Genomic DNA, 17,292 nt, shown 5'->3' with positions numbered 1-17,292 from the left:
ATTTTCTGACCGTTGGTTATCGACCGCAGTCGCCCCGATGCGCCAGAGCTTGCGGTTGGAACACCGCAAACCGGAATAAACGGGGTTGCAAGCTAGAGCGTTAGCCAAGACGCTCCGCATGCCACTTCAGGTGGTCATCCATGAATGTCGAGATGAAGTAGTAGGAGTGGTCGTAACGCTCATGCATGCGCAGCGTCAGGTCGATTTCAGTTCTCTTGACGGCTTCTTCGAAAAGCCAGGGACGCAGGCCTTTTTCGAGAAANTTATCGGCCTTGCCTTGATCGATCAGGAACTCGGCGAAGCGCGCGCCATCTTCCACCAGCGCGCAGGCATCGTATTGACGCCATGCGGCTTCGTCGGCACCAAGGTATTTCTCGAACGCCGGTTGCGACCAGTCGGCAGAGGAGGGCGCCACGATCGGGNCGAAGGCCGAGCAGCTTTTGAAGCGGTCCGGGTTTTTCAGCGCAATCGTCATGGCGCCGTGTCCGCCCATGGAGTGGCCGAAAATTCCCTGACGGCTCATATCGACCCGGAACTGTTCTGAAACGAGGGCAGGGAGTTCATCTACAACATAGTCATACATCTGGTAATGGTCGGACCATGGTGTCTCTGTCGCATTCAGATAAAAGCCCGCGCCCTTGCCCATCTGCCAGTTCGTAAGCTCATCGGGCACGTCATTACCGCGCGGACTGGTATCAGGGCAAACCACGATCAAGCCAAGCTGCGACGCCATACGACGATACTCACCCTTGTCCATGACGTTGGCATGGGTGCAGGTCAGGCCAGAGAGATACCAGACGACCGGGCAGGGCTCCTGTATCGCTTTAGGCGGAACATAAACCGCAAATGTCATCTCACATTTATTGACATCAGAATCATGGGAAAAAACACTCTGCATGCCACCAAAGGAGGAATTCTGGGAGATGATTTTCATGGTGCATTCCTTGTTTTATAAGCGCAGCTTAACCTGCAAGCGACACAGCGGCGTTGACCGCAGCGGCAACCAACACTGTGTTGAAGAAGAAAGAGACGATGGAATGTAAAAGCACGACTTTTCGCATCGATGTCGTGGTAACGGCGACATCGGACGTTTGCGCCGTCATGCCAATTACGATCGCGAAATAGAGAAATTCGTAGACACCTGGTTCCCCCGTATCGGGAAAATCCATGCCGCCACGTGTCTGTTGTTTCCCTTTGGTTTTAGAAGGCCGCCAGAAGACATGGGCATAATGCATCGCGGTCATCGTGTGGATCGTCAACCAGCCAAAAACGACCGACATGAAAGCCAGACTCAGCGTCCAGACCGTTTCACCTGTCGTGTGGTTGAGCGCGCTGAACAGGGATGCGACTGATACACCCACGGCCAGAAACGTGATGGCGATGATGGCGATTGCGGGCAGGTCGTCGCTATCGGCATGCGCTTTCAAGTGCGCGGCGGTGAGGCGAGGAAGGCGAAAANGGATGATCACGAGGTAGGTCAGAAAGAACGCAATTGCNGCGCCCTCGACCGCCAGAGACGGTGTGAAGATGAGTGAAGCGAGCAGCACCACAAAGGCCAGGGCAAGAGCGATCAGAAATGGTTGATGACGGTAAAAATTACTGACCCGAGACTGCGTTGCTTTCATAATCCGCCTCCAAAGCGTTGGCTATTTTTTGACGCGACGGCAGAGGCGGTCAAGCGTTTCAAGAAACTGGGAGCGATCGCGAGGAGAGAAGGCCGCATTGTACCCCTTACTTTCACCGGTTTCGCGCAAATGTGCGCCCAAATCACGCATCGCAGTTGCCATGCCGATATTGGTCTTATCGAAGATGCGACCCGTAGGGCCGGTCACCTGCGCACCATTGGCAACGCAGCGTCCCGCCAGAGGCACGTCGGCGGTAATGACGATATCGTCATGCGCAGCACGCTCCGCAATCCAGTCGTCAGCGGCGTCGAAAGAGTTGGAAACGATGACATTCTTGACCATCGGGTCGCGGGAAGGCCGCAGACCGGAATTGGCAACAAACGTAACCTCAAGCCCGTGCCGTTCAGCAACCTTCAAAATCTCCGGCTTTACCGGACACGCATCAGCATCAACATAAATCTGCGGCATAAGGCACTTCTTCTTCGGCTCAATCTTCGGTTAGCTTTTAGAAGGACTGCAAACAATTCCCAAGAGCTATTTGCCACGTATATCCGCATTCACTCGAAANGCAGAAANCAGATAAAGATCGCATAAGATAGATTATGGAACTTTTTGATGCTAATCAGTTATCAATATCCATACCAAACTCTCGTTCTATCAGGCCGTAACACCAGATATATCATAGTGATAAAACGAAAAGTTCTAGCGGTTTTATATCTCTCCTGATGCTTCCCGGCGTCTGATGTCGAGTTCTTCGCTGTAACGTCTCAACGTATGGCTTTCGGTCAGCTGTCCGATGGGCCTGTTTNCGATTTNGTCGTTGACGACGGCCAATGCTTCGCTTTCTGTCGCGTCGAACAAGGCTGCGGCTTGGCGGGCGTTCATGGTTGGCAACAGCACATCGGTTTTGAAACGCAAATAGGTTTCAAGGCTGATCTTTGTTGAGTCTCGCTCCATCGGATCGGCGTAGATTTCAGCGACAATGATCATGCCCGCATAACGCCCGTCGTCATGGGTCATGATGACCCGCTGTGTCGAGCCTAGTGGAAATTTCTCCTTGAAAGTCGCAAGGCCGATGCTAACCGGTTCTTTGCGGATGTCTGCGCGCATCATCTTGCCGACCGTCAGGTCGCGGATCCAGCCGATATCATGGGCGCTGCGGATGCTTTCGCCACGCAGATGGAAGCGCCATGTGGCAAAAGAGTAGCCGAACGTCGTTCGCACCACCAGCGATGTCGTCATAACGGCTGCCAGAACCAGGACAGTGATCTGAAAATCTCCTGTCAGTTCAAGCGCTAGAAACGTCATCGTCAAAGGTCCACCGATGATGGCGGCTGCAAATGCGCTCATGCCAATAACGGCATAGACGATGGGCTGCGTATCGCCGTAGCCGATATAAGGTGCGCAAACAGCGAAGATTTNGCCAAGCAGCGAGCCCATGAACAACGACGCGAAAAACAGGCCGCCACGGAAGCTGGAGCCGATAGAAATGGCACTAGCCGCTGCTTTCAGGATGAACAGACCGGCAAGGCCCGCAATCGTCATGTCAGCATCGATGTTGAGGTGTAAAGCGCCGTGACCACTGGATAGAACCTGGGGCGAAATGAGCGCCAGAGCACCAACNACAATGCCGCCAATGGATGGCCTCAGCCAGATGGGAATTTTGCTTTNCCGTGCCGTTTCCTCAATGAAGGACACGGCCTGCATGAGCACGATGCCGATGCCGGCACAGACGGCACCGAGGAATATGGCAGGTACATAATCCGGTGGCGTGACGACGCTGGAACCCAGTATGTCGATGCTGAGGCCGTGCTGCGACATCAAGCCTGCAACGATAGTCGCGACCAGCGCAGATACAATCAAGGGTGCCAGCGTGACAACGGTGTAGGTGCCGATGATCAGCTCTATTGCGTAGAAAGCACCGGTCAAAGGCGCATTGAATGCGGCGGCTATTGCGCCAGCGGCACCGCAGCCGACGAGGATGCGCATATCCCCTCGCCTCAGCTTCAAATTCACGCCGAGCTTGGATGCAACGCCACTGGCCACCTGGGTGTAGCCGGCTTCCAACCCGACTGACGCGCCAAACCCGTTGGATATTATGTTTTGCAGGCAAACGATCATGCTGTCTGTAAGAGACAGCCGTCCGCCGTGAAGTGCATTGGCTTCGATGGGGTCGATCATCGGCTTTTTTCGCGTTTTCGACAGAACGAAAATGACAATGCCGAGGATCACGCCGCCTGTCAGCGGACCGGCGAGCACGATCCAGCCAGAAAGATCGCTGCTGCTCAGCCTTTCGACGCCGAAGAACATAACATGAAGTTTTGTGGTTATCGCGCCGATCAATGCAACGAAAAAGCCTGCAGCGATCCCCACGAAAATCGCGAGAACGACCAGCGCCAGCTCTCCGCGCCGAAAGATTGCGCGCAGACGTGTCGAGCGAATATTATCGAAAAAGCTGGACATGCTGGGAGCACGAAATGGATTGATCGCCATGATGTACCTCCGTGCCTCGCAATATCAGAGTGAGTGAGCCAGTTCGACTTCAAATTCAAATTGCATCTGATCATATGCCGGCTCGACATGTGAGGGTGTTTCGCGCATCACCGTATCGTAATCGAGAGGCGTGTGCATGTGCGTTAGGATCGCGCGTTTAGGCGCAAGCTTTTCGATCCATGTGAGAGACTGCTCCAGCGAAAGGTGGCTAGGGTGATAGCGATATTGCAGCGTATCGATGATCAACACATCGAGGCCACCCAATTTTGATACCGTCTCCGGTGGAAAGTCGCTGACATCGGTGCAATAGCCGACGTTACCGATGCGGAAACCCAGAGAATGCGTATCGCCATGCTGCTGCATATGCGGCTTGAANTGGATCATTCCACCTGCACCATTGATCGCCACGTCCGCGCTCAAGTTGTCAATCGTGTGCGATATGACGATAGGTGGATAGCTGCTGCCTTGCGGGGTTTCGAGGCAATAGGGAAAACCATCGCGAATACGCTGCATTGTCGTCGGATCGGCGTAAATGGGAATGCGTTCCCGGCTTGAAATGAAGTAGCCGCGTAGATCATCGATCCCGTGCAGATGATCAGCGTGGGCATGCGTATAGAGCACGGCATCGATATGCGAGACCTTTGCGGCAATTAACTGAGCGCGCAGATCCGGCCCGGTATCGATAACGACTGTCGTCACACCGCCGCCAGGTGCCAATTGTTGCACCATGAACGCGGCACGCATGCGCTGGTTCTTCGGATTGGCGGGATCACAAGCGCCCCAGTCGCCGTTGATACGCGGCACGCCGGGCGATGAACCGCAACCGAGTATCGTGAACCGGCGCCGATAGAGTACCAAAGCCTACACCTTCGTCATTTTCGAAANGCAGCGGAAGGCATTTTCGGTAGTGATTTCTGCCATTTGCTCACAAGCAATGCCGTGAACCTCGGCCAACACGTCCGCTGTATTGACGACGTATGATGGCTCGTTACGTTTCCCGCGCCAACGCTTGGGCGCAAGATACGGAGCATCGGTTTCCACCAGCAACCGCTCGAGTGGCACGGTTGCGGCGATATCACGGATGTCCTGAGACTTCGGAAAGGTCAAAATACCGGAGAAAGAAACGTAGCCACCAAGCTCGACCCCGACTTTTGCCAACTCCGGTCCGGCGGAAAAGCAATGGAGAATGAAGGGGAAAGTCCCCTTCCCGCTTTCCTCGCGCAAANTGGCAATCATGTCGTCATCGGCGCTGCGGCTGTGAATGACGAGCGGCAGCTGCGTGATGCGCGCAGCCTCGATGTGGCGTCGCAGGCCGGTTTTCTGGTCTTCCGGCTTTTGCGTATCGTAGAAGTAGTCCAGACCCGCCTCGCCGATCGCGACGATCTTCTCATGGCTGTTGGCCAGCCGCACCAGATCGTCAGCAGTGATGTCGAGTTCTTCGTCGGCGTTGTTGGGATGCGTGCCGACCGAGCAGAAAACCGAGGGATATTTCTCTGTAATCTTCAACAGTTCCGGTAAGCGGGCAACACGGGTGGAGATCGTCACCATCTGCCGAACGCCGGATGCGTGAGCGCGGGCGATGATATCATCGCGCTCCGCATCAAAATCGGCAAAATCCAGATGGCAATGCGTATCGATGAGCATCGGCTTCAAGCCTCTGGTGCTACATAGCGTGGGAAGACCGGCTTCGGCGCTTCGAGCGGCGTCCCGGGAACCAGACGTCCGGCTTCGCCCAACGCCGCGAAATCACGCTTGTCTGCAGGTGCAGCGACGAGGTCGAGCAGTTTTTCACAAGAATCTGGCATGAATGGCTGAAGCAGAATGCCAATCTGGCGAACGACTTCCGCCGTCACATAAAGCACGGTTCCCATGCGCTCAGGGTCCGTCTTTTTCAGCGCCCAAGGCTCTTGGCCTGCAAAGTAGCGGTCGGTTTCCGAAACAACGGCGATGATGGCAGCGAGTGCCTTGTGGATCATCTGCTTGCTCATCTCATCACGGCACGTTGTGTGCAAAGCATCAGCGGCGGCAAGCATCGCCTTGTCTTCATCGGTGTAAGCGCCGGGTGTTGGCACCTGCCCTTCGCAGTTCTTCACGATCATGGACAGTGAGCGACTGGCAAGGTTACCGATACCGTTTGCGAGGTCGGCATTGATACGCGTGGCGATGCCATCTTCGCTGTAGCTGCCATCCTGGCCAAACGAGACTTCACGCAGGAAGAAATAACGCACCTGATCAAGCCCGAAATGGTTCACCAGATCGACTGGATCAACGACGTTACCGACAGACTTCGACATCTTCTCGCCCTTGTTGAGCAGAAAGCCGTGCGCGTAGACCCGCTTGGGCAGCGGCAGACCGGCACTCATCAGAAAGGCTGGCCAGTAGACCGCGTGGAAGCGGATAATATCCTTGCCGATAATATGAACATCTGCTGGCCAGTATTTGGCACGCGGACCGTTTTTGTCTTCGATATAGCCTGTCGCGGTAATGTAGTTGGTGAGAGCATCCACCCACACATACATGACGTGCTTCGGATCGTTGGGAACCTTGATGCCCCAATCGAAGGTCGTACGTGAAACCGAGAGATTTCTCAGACCGGATTTGACGAAAGACATAATTTCGTTGCGGCGCTCTGCAGGGCCGATGAAATCGGGGTTTTCTTCGTAGAGCTTTAGCAGCTTGTCCTGATATTCGGACAGCTTGAAGAAATAGCTTTCTTCCTCGACCCATTCGACCGGTGCGCCTTGTGGTCCATAGCGAACACCATCTGCGCGCAGTTCCGTTTCTTCTTCGGCAAAATATGCCTCATCACGTACGGAATACCAACCCGCATAGCTGTCCTTGTAGATGTCGCCTCGGGCTTCCATCATCTTCCAGATACTGCGCGACGTCTCGTGGTGACGCTCTTCCGTGGTGCGGATGAAATCGTCATTGGAGGCGTTAAGCAGCTTGCCCATTGCGCGAAACTGGTCGGAATTGCGCTGCGCCAACTCTTCCGGCGTAATGCCCTCGTTGCGTGCGGTCTGCTGCATCTTCTGGCCATGTTCGTCGGTACCGGTCAGGAAGAAGACGTCCTTTCCATCCAGACGCTGGAAACGCGCCATGGCATCCGTTGCGATAAGCTCATAGGCGTGGCCGATATGCGGCTTGCCGTTGGGATAGGAAATCGCTGTGGTGATGTAGAAAGGTGTCTTGTCTGTCATGACGCTCAATCGGTTTTNACGGTCTGTTTTTNGATAGACCGCTCTTAGCCTATTGTTCGCACAAGCGAAAGCAAAAGCAGTACAAANTCGACCACATCAAACCAAGCGCATATCTTCCAGAATCGAAAGCACCATCTGTTTCTTGTCGAGATTGTAGGCTTGCGCAATGGTGATGCGTTCTGACAACGAAGAGGAAAGACGTGCGTGGCGTTCCGCCGCGTTGATGTCACCCGCCATCGCCGCTGCCCGCGCCCGTTCCATCAACGTTTCGGTCGCGTGCTCCATGAAAAAGCCAAGGACGATATCGCCGTCCTTTTGTGCAAGAACATCGGCTAGCTTGTGCATTTGCTTGCGCGCAGATGGGCCGGTTGCAGCCATCACTTCTGCAAAGACATCGACAATATCCGAGCCGCCATAATTGAGAAGTTTCAACGACTGCGAAACGCTGCCCTTGGAAGCAGTCAACAGCGCGTCGCGCTTTTCGCCGGACATCGAAAGGCCGAGATTTTGCAAGGCCTGCTCCATCTCGTCATTCTGCAACGGCAGTAGACGAAGCGGCATGCAGCGAGAGCGAATGGTCGGCAGAAGCTTGCCCGGCGCGTGGGAAAGCACCAGAAACATCGCCCGTTTTGGCGGCTCTTCCAGTATTTTCAGGATTGCGTTCGCGGCGTTGCGGTTGAGGTCATCGGCGGGATCAATGATGACGATCCGCCAGTTGCCGGTGCCCGACGTCTGCGAAAAGAAATGCCCTGCCCTGCGCACCTCATCCACCGTAATGGCGGATTTGACCTTCCCCGTTTNCTCATCGACCGGACGTGTCAGATGTAAAAGATTATGGGATGCGCCTGTCGATATCTGGCGACTGACCATGGATGCAGGATCGGGATCGCTGATAATGTAAGGCGCCAGCGATGGTTCGGGGTTGGCAAGAACGTAGTTGGCAAACCGGAAAGCCAGTGTCGCCTTGCCAATGCCCTCCGGCCCNTCGATGAGGATCGCATGGTGGCCTTTGCCAGAGCGATAGGATTGCGCCAGAAACTGCTGCGCCTCATCGTGGCCAAACAGTTTGGCATTTTCCTGCGGCGGAATGGCTCCGTCCAGAACACCCTGCCCTTCGCTCATTGCGCCACTTCCGAAGCGGCGTTCAGTTTCGAAAGCAGTGGCTCAACAAAGGAAAAGACGTCTTCCGTGACCCTTTCCTGAGACTGGTCAGCGTTTACGATGCGGCAGCGGCGGGGCTCATTGAGCGCGATGTCAAGATAGGCCTCGCGACGCTTCTCGTGCGTCTCCAGCTCTTCTTTTTCGAAGCGATCGGGCGTTGCACCCTCATCAGCTCTCTTGCGGGCACGGGCGAGACCCGCTGCGGCTGAAATATCGAAGATCAGCGTCATATCCGGCATGGTGCCATCGATGGCAATTCGTTGCAGGGTCTCGATGAAATCAGGTTCCAGATTACCGGTGGTGCCCTGGTAGACACGCGACGAATCCAGAAACCTGTCGCACAACACAACGGAACCCTTTTCCAGAGCGGGGCGAATGACTTCTTCGACGTGATCGTTTCGGGCAGCGGCAAAAAGCATTGCTTCCATACGCACGCCGAACGGTTCTGCTGCACCCGATAAAAGCACATGCCGCACCGCCTCCGCACCCGGCGAACCACCAGGCTCTCGCGTTACGACGACGTCGAGACCGCGCGCCCGCAAACTATCGGCAAGAATGCGGATCTGCGTGGATTTGCCAGCACCCTCGCCGCCTTCAAAGCTGATGAACAATCCAGTGTTTTTGGGACCAGTATTTTCCGGCAATGTTTCTTCCTGATGTCAGCGATACGCAATTTCGTGTTTAACCCATCTCGGTGCGTTGCGAAACCATGGGACTATAACCAGAAGAACAGAAGTTCCTTGAGCGCGCCCGCTGCGTTTTGAGTCAGCGTCCCTTTTTCCACTGCAACGGTGGTGTAAAGCGGCACCTCACGAAGCAGCTTCTCGCCGGAAAATATCTTCAGCGTTGCGGCGTTGTATCCCGCCGCCAGCGGGGCATTCAATGGCCAGTTATAGACGATGCGACCGGACAGGCGCTCCGGGTTGCTGATGGGTATGAGCACACTCACGGCCTCATGAACGGCAAGATCGATAGCCCCGACCCCGCCGCCGTAAACGCCGATATTGCCGACCGTTTCATCTTTCTGAAACAGGTTGCGCTTCTGGAAAGCCGTTAGACCCCACTCCACCACCCGGCGCGCCTCTTCCTGACGCGTCTTGTCATCTGCAAGACCCGCTAGCGCAAGATAAATGCGACGGCCATCGCGCTCAGCGGACAGGACGGTGGAGAAGCCGTGACCTTCTGCGAAACCAAGTCCCAGCCCGTCTATGCCGTTGCCGAGAAGCGAGTTTTTATTGCGCTGGAAAATGCGGTTCCATTCGAAATCAGGCTTGCTGAAGAGACCGTAGCGCTCGCCAAACGTCTCATGAATATGTTTTGCCAGCAGAACCATATCCCTGGCCGTCGTCTTGCTGACCTGATCAGGGAGACCTGTGGAGTTGGCGAAGGTGCTGCCGCTCATACCCAGTACACCAGCACGCTCGGTCATGCGTTTGGCAAAGGCGGCATCTGAACCCGCCATGCCTTCTGCCACGATGATGCAGCCGTCATTGGCGTTCTGCACGATGATACCGGTCAGCAAATCATTGACGCTGATAGACGATTTCAGCCCCGCAAACATGGTCGAAGTGCGCGAAGGTGCACCGCCCGTGCGCCAGGCATATTCTGAAACCGGATAGCTGGTGTCCGCACTTATTTGGCCCTTGGAGAGCGCATCCGTTACGACCTCGACCGTCATAAGTTTGGCCAGCGAAGCGGGTGGGAATGCCGTATTTNCGTTGGTTGCCAGCAGAACCGTGCCCGTCTCGGCGTCGATCATATAGGCTTGCTGCGCCTTGATGGCGATGGTGGCCGATTGCGCCAAAGCAATCGCAGGAGCCGCAGCCAGACAAGCGGCTGCGATGACAAGCGTACAAAGATGTCGATAAGTAGGTTTGCACATCAAACGTCAGCCCGTCAGTCTGTAACACTTTGTCTGTGCAGATGATCCAACGCCCTGCCGGTATCTGCGGCAGGGTTTATCAGAATCACTACGCAATTTTGGATAATATGCGAGTGGCGGTCTGAAAGGGCAAAAATCAGCGGGTTTTGCCCTGCTTGTTTTTCACGAAGCTGAGAATGGATTGTTCGGTCAGAGCACCGCGCTTGACAAGAACCTTGTCGAATGCGCTGGCAGCTTGGGAGACCGGTGCCTCTTCGGAATAAGCTGCGGCAAATCTGCCAGCGGGCGTTGGCGCACGCAGGAAGTTACCCTCTGGCCGCTCGGTTATGAAGGGGCCGATTTCGGGCAGAATCACAAACTCCTCATTACCCTGCCCCATGACGGGTGCCGGACCGTTGACCAGCGGCATCGCCTGGAGCGCGTGGTTGGTTTTGGAACCTACTAGTGCCGTCTGTGCAGAACCACCATAGGCAGCGCTCTGCGGAATTGGGAGATTGGATCGTGAAGCTGACGCAACCATTACACCGGTTGCGATCTGTCCTTCAGGGTTGATACCCGGATTACGCGATCCTTTAGGCGAATAGGATGCCATCAGATAGGGCATGTCGTGACCATCGAGCGGCGCGCGGCCAACATACTGGACGCGAACGCTGGCCGTGCCGGTCGCTTTCATATCCAGAAGATCTGCGGTCTTGCTCGATACGTCGATCAAACGGCCTTCGTGGAAAGGGCCACGGTCATTGACGCGAACGATAACGGAAGAGCCATTGTTCAGATTGGTAACGCGGGCATAGCTTGGAAGCGGAAAAGTCGGGTGCGCAGCAGACAGGTGTTCCTTGTCATAAGCTTCGCCGTTGGCCGTCAGGCGCCCATGGAACGCGGAGCCGTACCAGGACGCGAGGCCAGACTTATCGTAGTTCTGCTCTTCCTTGGGGAAATAGCGACGGCCTTTGACCGTGTAGGCTTTACCAACCAGAAATCGCCCGCCGCCCTTGGGAACATTGGCACCTTCGGCAACCCGTGGGCTAGCCTTCACGCCGTACTCGGACTCGGAAAAATATTCCTTGCTACGCTTCGGCTTCGTTTCGGTTTTTGATGTCGTAGAACAGGATGCGGTCGCTGCGCAAAGAACGGCAATGCCGAGCCATTTCGCGCTCACACCGACTTTCGTAACGGTATTGTTCAAATCCACGCCCCGTGCTGCATTGTGTCGCATTTTACACGACACCCCTCAAGCTTCGATAATCATGCCCGTGACATCGAAGCACCTAACAGCCGCTTAATCTTGCCCGCAACATGGCAAAATTACGAACGCTCCTCTCAGATTAGGTAAAATTGTAATCAACGTGGTTAGCCGTTGGTTAACGAGGCGCCCTCCTTTTGCGCACCAAAATGGCTGTGAGGATGGATTGACGAGACAGAGCAAACAGTTATAAAGCGTCGCGTAACACGGATGGGTGTCCGAGTGGTTTAAGGAACCGGTCTTGAAAACCGGCGTGCGTGAGAGCGTACCGTGGGTTCGAATCCNACCCCATCTGCCATATTTNCCGTTTGTTATTACAAACCGCTGTCACAGTCGCGAAGCCGAGAATCGGAAATTTTATCATACTATTTTTTTNGAAAAAGTTGCGCGTGGTGTTGTCTGCAAGCATTGGCGACGTTTGCGCGTGCATTTATAAGGTCCAACAAACGACGATTCTTGAAAGGCCTTGATATGTGGATTGAAGTGACAGCGGTTAGCAACAACCAGAAATTCGCCATCAACTTCGATCACGTCACGCAGATATCGCCGCTTGTCCAAGGCACGCTTATTCTACGGGCTGGTAATGAGCGCGTGCAGGTCATGGAAAGCTACGATTACATCGTTGCCCGCCTTCATGCCACAGCGCCTAAGTAAGTCAGATCTTCGCATACACCGCTATCAGCGCTAGAACTGCCGGCATCGCTTGAATGAACAGTATTTTTTCTGTTCGCCGTCACGGCGCCAAAAATACCGGCGATGAAAATGCAAGCAAGGAAGAAGATCGCAATGCCGCGGCTCTCCTCGCCTTGCATCAGACCCCAAAACAAACCGGCAGCAAGAAAGCCATTGTAAAGCCCTTGGTTAGCAGCAAGGACTTTGGTCGATTCAGCAAATTCAGGCGAAAGCCGAAAGGCTCTGCGACCTGCCGGTTTCGTCCACAGTGCCATTTGCAACACAAGAATATAACAATGCAAAAGGCCAATCATCGCAATCAGAGCGTTGGCAATCAAGTTTCGTCCTCCCGGGCTTGCAACAAAAACCGATTGAAAGACGAAAAGTGATCTGGGTGCAATGCAGCCTATGGTTTCAGCAATACTTTTCCTGTCTTGCCTGAGCCGAGAGACGCTTTTACAGCTGCGGATATGTCCGCCAGTTCATAGATGTCTTCGACAGGCAACTGGATTGTTCCATTTGCAACAAGCTGGATCAATTCGCCGATCAGGCGGCGCCTGTCATCGGCTGGCATCGAGCCGATGACCGTGCTGCCCCAGAACCCCTTGATTGTCAGCTGCTTGAAGATAACCGGACCCGATGAAATTTGCATCGGCTCTCCCGTCATGCTTCCGAAGGATACTAGAAGGCCTTCATCCCNTAAAAGCTCGGCGATATCGTTGCTGGCTGTGCCGCCAATCGAATCGACACCGGCGCGAATGGGCTTGTCGCCGGTTAATTGACGCACCTCGTCTTTCCAATCATCACCTGCTGTAGACACACCATTGACGATTCCAAGTTCCGCAAGTTCTTCAACTCCCTCATCCCGACGAACGAGGTTGATGACGTTGATGCCGCGTGCCTGCGCAAGCATCGCGACCGCCTTGCCAACCGCGCCATTGGCGGTGTTCTGAATGATCCAGTCATTCTTTNCGACACCTAGAAATTCCAAGAGTGTGATGGCGCTGAACGGCATGGCGATGAGTTGAGCAGCCGCTTCATCCGAGATCGTATCGGGAACGGGTACGACGCCAGAGGCCGTAGCCAGAAAATATTCGGCCCAGGAGCCGTGAACGCCTGCGGCGGCAACCCGCTTTCCGACCAGTGACTGATCACCGCCCTTGCCTATAGCATCGACGATGCCAACGGCTTCACTACCACCGATAGCGCCGGGCAGTGGTGGTTTGTATCCATAGTTTCCCCGAACTGTCCAAAGATCGTGGTTATGAATGGGCGATAGCAACGTGCGAATGCGCAATTGGCCCTCACCCGGCTGCGGAACGGGCGAATCCCTTAACTGAAGAACGTCCTGCGGGTCACCAAAAACGTCGTGGGTTGCGCTACGCATAAGATTTNCCTTTTTGATGGATGTCCAAGAGTCTCGAAACAATGAGGCATTGCTATGAAGCATGGATCGAGATCGACAGCATGAAAACAAAAAAGCCGACCCAAGGGCCGGCTCTCGTTTTTTTNCGATTAAGTACGCCTTATTGGCAGACGCGCATGCTTTCCATGTGCCAGCCGCCATCATAGGCGTTGCGAACCTGCCGGTCCTCAAACCAGCAACGTGGCGGTGGTGGTGGGGGCTCAACGTAACGAGGACCACTATCACGTGCCAACGCACCGCCGATGAGACCACCCAAAACACCGGCCGCGATGCCGCCAGCGATGACACGGCCATTGTCATGGTCGCGATGTCTGCGCGGTGGGTCGCGATATGGTGGTGGCGGAGGACCGCGACGATCATAGCGATAGGGGCCGTCATAATACTGCGCTGATGCGGTCTGAACGCTGGCCAGAACTGCGCCACTCGCGATAACACCAGCAAGCATTGTCAGAAGAATTTTTTNCATAGCGGGCCTCTCCATGTGAGCCGAACCGTTACCGGGTAGCGTCTCAATATGCTCCAAAAATGGCACGCCACTGATGAACAAGTTCTGAACGCTAAATTCACCATGCCTTTATATTCTTTAAATCGGACTGGAGTACCGTTCGCAGGCACACTGGCCTTTCGCAGTTTGCAGATCGACGGTATCTCAAACTGGCTTCCTCCACGGGAGGAGCTCCCAAGTCCTGAAAGCCAATCAGGCGAAACTTTAGCCCCGCCTCTTGGTGGGGCCTTTTTTATGGCAATTAACATCCTCGATGAAANTATGTCACATTTCCTGACGTTTTTATCTCGTAGAGCGTACCGATATCGTAACGACTGCACTACCAGCCACATCCCGTTTTTGAATATGAGAAGATTATCGCTCAAGGGCATTGCCCGATTTTTCCCCGAGCGAACAACCTGCCCCGCCACTTTGCGGGGCTTTTTTGTAAATGACGGTTCTATTCGTTCTAAATACGGGTCGGAACGACCACGTCCACACCCGGACCATAAGGCTTTTCACGGCCATGATCTCGCAATATATCGTTGAACAGATCGATAATGGCGGCTGGCATGTTCCGCTCGAAATCATCGAATAACTCCGTTGCCCTGTTCCAGGAATAGATGGCGGCGAGTGTCAAGATCAGCAGCAACAGCCAAGGCCAGAGCGGCTTTTTACGGTGCGGCCTGCCCTTGATATCGTTGTTGTCGACCATCGTCATGCCGTCCTCTCAAGCGCAAAAGCACTAGTTTCGACTCCGCCGAGGCTCCCCGCCTGGCGCATAGGTCGCCTTTTGCAGAAACCGGAAANTGCTGCCGCACTGTGCACATCGTATCATGTATTCGGCGGGGTTTCTGGAAGGACGCTCCGCCCGAAATCCCTGCGGCATCTCGTCTATACGAAAATCGACGTCGGTATTCCGCTTTTCATCCTGCTCCGAGGCTTCGGCAAANCCGCTATGGCCGCATTTNGCACATTCGAGTTTGCGGGAATATCGGTCACGCGAAGCCATGGTTTATCCTTTGTTTCGGGACAGGTAGCAATCTGCTTGCGGCAGTTCAATACACGTCACCTTTAGAATATCTCATTTCCCGCACCGAATGCACATCTGCGTGGAAGGCCCGTGCGACCTCCCCCTGCTCCGTTTTCGATCAAAGACCGCATTTTATCCGCTTCAGATACCATTCATAAACCACTTGGTAACGCCATGGTTCTAAGGTTGGCGTCTGAAAAAGTCTGGCGGGGCGTGTCGGACGGAACCTGTGGCATGCGATTAAAGAGTTCAACCGTGTTCAAAAAACTATCTGAGGCACTAGGGCGCACGGCAGGCGCTTCGTCTTTCGTGAAAGTTTTCATGTTTGCAATGGCAATGGCGACGGCAACTGCCGCCGCCACCCAGGTTGCGAATGCTGACCCCAAATTTGCGGGCATCGTTGTTGATGCCAAGACCGGCAAGGTTCTTTATGGTGAAGACCCTGATGGCTTGCGCTATCCAGCATCACTAACCAAGATGATGACCCTGTATCTGACGTTCGAAGCGTTGAATTCAGGTCGGCTCTCTTTGAATTCGATGGTTCCTATATCGGCGAATGCCGCCAAGGAACCTCCATCCAAGCTGGGCGTGCGCGCTGGCGGTAGCATTACCGTGGAGCAGGCAATTCTCGCCCTCGTGACCCGTTCTGCCAACGATGTTGCGACAGCTCTGGGTGAATTGATCGGCGGCAACGAAGAACGTTTCGGGCGCATCATGACGGCGAAAGCCCGTGCTCTGGGCATGACCCGCACGACCTATCGCAACGCACATGGCCTGCCAAATACGGCTCAAATGACGACGGCACGCGACCAAGCTCGGTTGAGCGTCGCGCTACGCCAGCATTTCCCGCAATATTACGGGTATTTCAACACCCGCACCTTCAATTTCGGCAAGCAGGTCATCGGCAACCACAATCGTCTGGTTGGCACCGTTCGCGGCGTTGATGGTATCAAGACGGGCTACACCCGTGCGGCAGGGAGCAATCTGGCAACTTCGGCCCAACTCGACGGTCGTTCCATCGTCGCTGTTGTTCTTGGCGGTCGCTCCAGTGCTGCCCGCGATGCAACGATGCGCAAGCTTGTGGCGCAATACCTTCCTCAGGCTTCACGTGGCGGTAACAGCAACCTGATTGCGTCGACACCGACCATGCGGATTGAAGAGCCGGTGGCTGTTGCTGCAACGACGCAAGCATATACGCCGTCTGCGGGTCTTCCCAATGCTGGCCCCGTTCCGCAGGCACGCTATGCCGACGAGACACCTGTATCCGCTTTCGCTCCAAGCCAGGCCAATGCAGCAGTCACGGCCATGGATGTAGCAACACGTGGAAAGCCTCCGGCCAACCTCACTCCACCTGTCGACATGCGGCCTGATCGTTCAATGGTGACCAATTCCACCAAGGTGGACAACATCGTTACTGCGTCCACCACCCCAGCTCCTTCGGGAACAGGCAAAGCAGGTTGGGTTATCCAGATCGGTGCGTCTCCAGACGAAGGCTCCGCCCGTAACCTGCTTCAGGCAGCGCAGGACAAAGGTGGCATCTCGCTCCGTTCGGCCAAGCCCTTTACGGTCGCCTTCAATAAGGATGGCGCCCAGATGTTCCGCGCTCGCTTCGGTGGCTTTGGTGGCCAGAATGAAGCGGTCAATGCATGTAATGCTTTGAAGAAGAAAGGCATCAGCTGCTGGGCATCGCTCCAGTAAGCGGAAGACGGTTTCAGGGGCCGGTAGGATGAAAATACAGATTACCGGTTCCACTCCTCGAATTGTATTGTGTAACGAGGCTTTCCAGATGGCGATCAACGAAAACTATTCGGACATTGCGGCAGGTAAAGGCAGACAGCAAAGTCTTTCCGTACTGCATCCGATCCATGAAGCGGCGATGAGAATCGCCGACCTGGGCTTGAACAAATCGCGACACAAGACCCGCGATCTCGTGAATTTGTTACTGTCCCATGGCGCTCGCGCTTGGCGCAGCAACCAGCCCGAAGCGAAAATACACCTTCATATCGCGTCGAAATCAGGTCGTGGTGCAATCCATTTGCGCCTGCGTTAAACCTTTCAAGTCATTAAAAAAGC

Annotated in this window: 17 protein-coding genes, 1 tRNA gene and 1 pseudogene; 4 read left to right on the top strand and 15 right to left on the bottom strand. The window is 54.8% G+C overall.

What is annotated here, in order from left to right; all coding sequences use genetic code 11:
• Positions 1 to 100: 100 nt before the first annotated feature.
• From fghA to CUC55_RS16300, 11 genes are all read right to left on the bottom strand, one after another.
• On the bottom strand, positions 101 to 934 hold the full coding sequence (fghA, locus tag CUC55_RS16350; protein WP_103088532.1) for an S-formylglutathione hydrolase: 834 nt from the start codon (positions 932 to 934) through the stop codon (positions 101 to 103).
• A gap of 28 nt (positions 935 to 962) precedes the next feature.
• The gene (locus CUC55_RS16345) at positions 963 to 1,625 is read right to left on the bottom strand and encodes a DUF1345 domain-containing protein (RefSeq protein WP_103088531.1); all 663 of its coding nucleotides are present in this window, start codon (positions 1,623 to 1,625) and stop codon (positions 963 to 965) included.
• A 21-nt stretch (positions 1,626 to 1,646) separates the two neighbouring features.
• The gene (locus CUC55_RS16340) at positions 1,647 to 2,093 is read right to left on the bottom strand and encodes a YaiI/YqxD family protein (RefSeq protein WP_067642989.1); all 447 of its coding nucleotides are present in this window, start codon (positions 2,091 to 2,093) and stop codon (positions 1,647 to 1,649) included.
• A gap of 243 nt (positions 2,094 to 2,336) precedes the next feature.
• Complete coding sequence (locus tag CUC55_RS16335) at positions 2,337 to 4,118, bottom strand: chloride channel protein (RefSeq protein ID WP_103088530.1); 1,782 nt, start codon at positions 4,116 to 4,118, stop codon at positions 2,337 to 2,339.
• 24 nt (positions 4,119 to 4,142) lie between these two features.
• A complete protein-coding gene (locus CUC55_RS16330; protein WP_103088529.1) occupies positions 4,143 to 4,976 on the bottom strand; it encodes an MBL fold metallo-hydrolase in 834 nt (277 codons plus the stop codon).
• Positions 4,977 to 4,979: 3 nt separating this feature from the next.
• Complete coding sequence (locus CUC55_RS16325; protein WP_103088528.1) at positions 4,980 to 5,762, bottom strand: TatD family hydrolase; 783 nt, start codon at positions 5,760 to 5,762, stop codon at positions 4,980 to 4,982.
• Positions 5,763 to 5,767: 5 nt separating this feature from the next.
• A complete protein-coding gene (gene metG, locus CUC55_RS16320; RefSeq protein ID WP_067642981.1) occupies positions 5,768 to 7,318 on the bottom strand; it encodes a methionine--tRNA ligase in 1,551 nt (516 codons plus the stop codon).
• A gap of 96 nt (positions 7,319 to 7,414) precedes the next feature.
• Positions 7,415 to 8,440, bottom strand: a complete 1,026-nt coding sequence (locus CUC55_RS16315; protein WP_103088527.1) for a DNA polymerase III subunit delta' — start codon at positions 8,438 to 8,440, stop codon at positions 7,415 to 7,417.
• Complete coding sequence (gene tmk, locus CUC55_RS16310; RefSeq protein ID WP_082760108.1) at positions 8,437 to 9,123, bottom strand: dTMP kinase; 687 nt, start codon at positions 9,121 to 9,123, stop codon at positions 8,437 to 8,439. The genes CUC55_RS16315 and tmk overlap by 4 nt, the downstream gene beginning before the upstream one ends.
• Before the next feature lie 71 nt (positions 9,124 to 9,194).
• Positions 9,195 to 10,361, bottom strand: a complete 1,167-nt coding sequence (locus tag CUC55_RS16305; protein WP_103088526.1) for a D-alanyl-D-alanine carboxypeptidase family protein — start codon at positions 10,359 to 10,361, stop codon at positions 9,195 to 9,197.
• Positions 10,362 to 10,497: 136 nt separating this feature from the next.
• Positions 10,498 to 11,577, bottom strand: coding sequence for a septal ring lytic transglycosylase RlpA family protein (locus CUC55_RS16300; protein ID WP_067642971.1), 1,080 nt, complete (start codon positions 11,575 to 11,577; stop codon positions 10,498 to 10,500).
• A gap of 235 nt (positions 11,578 to 11,812) precedes the next feature.
• On the opposite strand from CUC55_RS16300, the gene CUC55_RS16295 reads away from it, so the two are divergent.
• Together CUC55_RS16295 and CUC55_RS16290 are read left to right on the top strand one after the other, a co-directional pair.
• Positions 11,813 to 11,902: transfer RNA gene (locus CUC55_RS16295), tRNA-Ser, on the top strand.
• Positions 11,903 to 12,087: 185 nt separating this feature from the next.
• Positions 12,088 to 12,258, top strand: a complete 171-nt coding sequence (locus CUC55_RS16290) for a hypothetical protein (protein WP_157940971.1) — start codon at positions 12,088 to 12,090, stop codon at positions 12,256 to 12,258.
• Position 12,259: 1 nt separating this feature from the next.
• Here the strand turns inward: CUC55_RS16290 and CUC55_RS16285 are convergent.
• The 4 genes and pseudogenes from CUC55_RS16285 to CUC55_RS16270 all read right to left on the bottom strand — a co-directional run bounded on the left by CUC55_RS16285 (position 12,260) and on the right by CUC55_RS16270 (position 14,907).
• Positions 12,260 to 12,614, bottom strand: a pseudogene (locus CUC55_RS16285) (DUF1304 domain-containing protein).
• Between the two features lie 68 nt (positions 12,615 to 12,682).
• Positions 12,683 to 13,663: a zinc-binding dehydrogenase gene (locus CUC55_RS16280; protein WP_103088525.1), complete on the bottom strand. Its 981-nt coding sequence runs from the start codon at positions 13,661 to 13,663 to the stop codon at positions 12,683 to 12,685.
• A gap of 139 nt (positions 13,664 to 13,802) precedes the next feature.
• Positions 13,803 to 14,168 carry a hypothetical protein gene (locus CUC55_RS16275; protein ID WP_103088524.1) on the bottom strand — a complete coding sequence of 122 codons (366 nt, stop codon included), beginning with the start codon at positions 14,166 to 14,168 and terminating at the stop codon, positions 13,803 to 13,805.
• Between the two features lie 487 nt (positions 14,169 to 14,655).
• Positions 14,656 to 14,907: a hypothetical protein gene (locus CUC55_RS16270; protein WP_082760107.1), complete on the bottom strand. Its 252-nt coding sequence runs from the start codon at positions 14,905 to 14,907 to the stop codon at positions 14,656 to 14,658.
• A 633-nt stretch (positions 14,908 to 15,540) separates the two neighbouring features.
• Here CUC55_RS16270 and CUC55_RS16260 point away from each other — a divergent pair.
• Together CUC55_RS16260 and CUC55_RS16255 are read left to right on the top strand one after the other, a co-directional pair.
• Complete coding sequence (locus CUC55_RS16260; protein WP_425352173.1) at positions 15,541 to 16,917, top strand: SPOR domain-containing protein; 1,377 nt, start codon at positions 15,541 to 15,543, stop codon at positions 16,915 to 16,917.
• 88 nt (positions 16,918 to 17,005) lie between these two features.
• Positions 17,006 to 17,269: a hypothetical protein gene (locus CUC55_RS16255; RefSeq protein ID WP_067642959.1), complete on the top strand. Its 264-nt coding sequence runs from the start codon at positions 17,006 to 17,008 to the stop codon at positions 17,267 to 17,269.
• Positions 17,270 to 17,292: the final 23 nt, after the last annotated feature.

It is taken from the genome of Agrobacterium bohemicum (assembly GCF_002896715.1).
GTDB lineage: Bacteria > Pseudomonadota > Alphaproteobacteria > Rhizobiales > Rhizobiaceae > Agrobacterium > Agrobacterium bohemicum.
Note: the sequence above shows the minus strand (reverse complement) of the source record. Positions and strands in the feature narration are given on the sequence as shown.